General features: G+C 76.1%; 3 protein-coding genes. 2 read left to right on the top strand and 1 reads right to left on the bottom strand.

The window, feature by feature from the left end:
* The coding region (locus VGB14_01210) for a hypothetical protein (protein HEX9991523.1) at positions 1–739 on the top strand (739 nt) is incomplete at its 5' end.
* Positions 740–897: 158 nt separating this feature from the next.
* Positions 898–1,092: a hypothetical protein gene (locus VGB14_01205; protein HEX9991522.1), complete on the top strand. Its 195-nt coding sequence runs from the start codon at positions 898–900 to the stop codon at positions 1,090–1,092.
* On the opposite strand, the gene VGB14_01200 is transcribed toward VGB14_01205, so the two are convergent.
* A partial coding sequence (locus VGB14_01200) for a Calx-beta domain-containing protein (protein ID HEX9991521.1) occupies positions 1,089–3,003 on the bottom strand: 1,915 nt, incomplete at its 5' end. The genes VGB14_01205 and VGB14_01200 overlap by 4 nt on opposite strands.

The raw sequence follows: 3,003 nt of genomic DNA, 5'->3' as shown, positions 1-3,003 counted from the left end.
GCCGGCCGCCGAGGCCGGGATCCAGGGCGGCGACATCGTGACCAAGCTGGAGGGGCTGGCCCTCGCCACCGACGGCACGATGGCCGACTACTGCGACATCCTCCGCACCCAGGGCTCCGACGCCCCCCTCGCCGTGCAGGTGCTGCGCTTCGCCACCAACGAGGTGCTCCAGGGCACGCTCAACGAGGGCGGGCGCCTCGAGGTCGCGCAGTCCCTCGGCGACCAGATCGGCGAGGACGAGCCGGCCGACGGCGGGCCGACCTCGTACCCCGAGTACACCTACGTGCAGGACGACTCCGGCACGCTCTCGGTCGAGGTCCCGACGGACTGGGCCGACGTCGACGGCTCGCCCATCACCCTGGACGACGGCAGCACCGTCAACCAGGTGACGGCCACGCCCGACCTGGCCACGTTCCAGCAGTCCTTCAGCGTCTCGGGCGTGCAGATGGTCGTGTTCGAGGGCGGCCAGGACGCGGACGAGGCCATGGACACGCTCACCGACACGATCGGCGCCACCTCGGCGTGCACGTCCGAGGGCCGCGAGGACTACTCGGACCCGGCCTACACCGGCCGGATCGAGACGTTCAGCGGGTGCGAGGGCGGCGACGCCGTGTTCGTCGCCATCGTGGCCGCGCCCGAAGGGGCGGAGTTCACGATCTTCGTCGGCGTGCAGATCCTCAACCAGGCGGACTACGAGGCCCTGGACCACGTGATCCAGAGCTTCGTGGTCACGCAGTAGCCCGCTTGCGACGGTCGGCGGGGGGTGGTGGTGCACCGCCCCCCGCTCGCCGTCCGGTACGTTCGGACGGGATGGGGCCAGGGGTTGACCCCGCGGGCGGGCGGGTAGCGAACAGGCATCGAGCTCCCGACCGACGACCCACCTGGGGAGGCCTGAGCATGCGAGTCCGGCTGTGCGTCCTGATGATGGCCCTCGGTGGGCTGCTCCTCGGGGCCGGTTGGATCGGCGTCGGGTCCCCGATCGTGGACGTCGGCGGCGTGGCCCTCCTCGTCACCGGTGCGTTCGCGACCGCGCTGGCGATGGGCGAGCCGGACGAGCTCCCCGTCGTGATCGAGGAGCGGGTCGAGGTCTAGGCGGCCGGTGCCGCGCCGTCGTCGTCGACGACGGTGCCGATGCCGAGGCCGTCGGCGACGGTCGCCCCGCCCTCCAGCACCTCCACGGCGAGCCCGAAGGACTCGTCGCCCTCGGGGTCGAGGTCCCCGAGCACGACCACCCCGATCGTGGTCTCGACCTCCCCGGCCGGTATGGCCGTCGCCTGGCCGGCCCGGTAGCCGACGTAGTCGCCCCTGGCGCTCGGGTCGGGGTCGAACGTCGCCGTGGCCGAGCCCCGGCCGGTGGCGTAGCCGATCACGACGTCGCCGGCCGCCGGCCGTGACAGGCGGACCGTGAACGTCGCCTGGGTGGACCCGTCGTCGCCCTCGACCACCGTCGCGTCGCCGACCGTCAGCGCGATCGGCCCGGGCGGGTCGTCGTCCCCGATCGTGACCGTGGCGGTCCGCCGCCCGGCCGTCGCCGGTCCCTCCACGCCCGTGATCCGCAGCGACAGGCGCTCGTCGGGCTCGACCTCCGTGTCGGGGGCCACGGCCACCGGCACCAGCGCGACCGTCGACCCCGCCTCGATCACGACGACGCCCGAGGCGGACGCGTAGTCGGCCGGCGCCACCGCCGTCCCGTCCGCCGTCGTCCACGCCACCCGCACGTCGGCCGCCGCCGCCCTCGACAGGGTGAGCGCCGCCCACGCCGTGCCCCGGCCCTCGTCGCCCTCGGCGACGGTGACGTCGCCGACGCCCACGACCGGCGGGGGCACCGGCCCCGGCCGGGGCCGGGGGCGGGCGAACACGTCGGGCTCGCCGTTGCCGTCGCCCGGCACCACGTCGCCGGCGGCCGACACGAACGCCACCACCGAGCCGTCGCCCGAGATGGCCGGCCCCGACGCCGGGCCCGAGCCGGTCGACACCTCGGCCGTCGTCCCCCGCTCGGCGTCCCGCACGACCACGTCGGACACCATGTCGTGGTCCTCGGGCACGAGGTCGGCGGCGTCGGTGGCGAAGGCGACGAAGCGGCCGTCGTCGCTCACCGACGGGGAGCGGGACGACGACGAGCGCTGGGGCGGTCCGCCGGACAGGTCGAGGTCGAGGGCGACGCTGTCGTCGCCGGCCAGGTCTCGCCGGTAGAGGCGGCCGGGCCCGAGCCCGCCGGGGGCGACCGGCTCGACGGCGGCGAACACCACCCACCGGCCGTCGCCGCTCAGCATCCCGGTGCTCCACGCCGCCTGGCCGCCGCCGGGGGTGACGCTGGCCTTCACCGTGCGGCCGGCCGGCCGGTCGCGGACGAACACGGCGAGGGCGTGGCCGCCGTCGTCGGGCACGAGGTCGGCGGCGAAGGACTCGAACTCGACGCGCCGGCCGTCGTCGGACAACGACGGCGAGGACGACGCGCCGCCGGCGTCGTCGCCGCCCACGTCGACGCTGACCCGCTCGGTGCGGCCGGCGGCGAGGTCGCGCACGAACACGTCGGCCAGGCCGTTGCCGTCGCCGCGCACGAGGTCGCCGGCGTCGGACGCGAACGCGACCACCCGGCCGGTGTCGTCGACGGCGGGATCGCGGCTGGCGCCGTCGGCGTCGCCGCCGGACCGGTCGACGCTCACCCGGACGGTGGTGCCGGCGGCGAGGTCGCGCAGGAACACGTCGGCCACGCCGTTGCCGTCGCCGGGCACGAGGTCCGACGCCGCCGAGGCGAAGGCCACGTACCGCCCGTCGCCGGAGATCGCCGGCTGGCCGCTCGGCCCGTCGGCGGGGCCGCCCGCCGCGTCCGCGCTGACGAGGACGGTCTTGCCCGCCACCCGGTCCCTGACGAACACGTCGCGCACCCGGTTGGCGTCGCCGGCGACGAGGTCGGCGGCGTCCGAGGCGAAGGCCACGAACCGGCCGTCGTCGCTGACCGAGGGGGCCGCGCTCGGGCCGTCGGCCGCGCCGCCGTCCGCG

The organism is Acidimicrobiales bacterium (assembly GCA_036399815.1).
Lineage (GTDB): Bacteria > Actinomycetota > Acidimicrobiia > Acidimicrobiales > DASWMK01 > DASWMK01.
Note: the sequence above shows the minus strand (reverse complement) of the source record. Positions and strands in the feature narration are given on the sequence as shown.

Excerpts from the sequence above, each read along its gene's own strand:
- VGB14_01205 (HEX9991522.1), top strand. The coding sequence starts at position 898 with ATGCGAGTCCGGCTGTGCGTCCTGATGATGGCCCTCGGTGGGCTGCTC.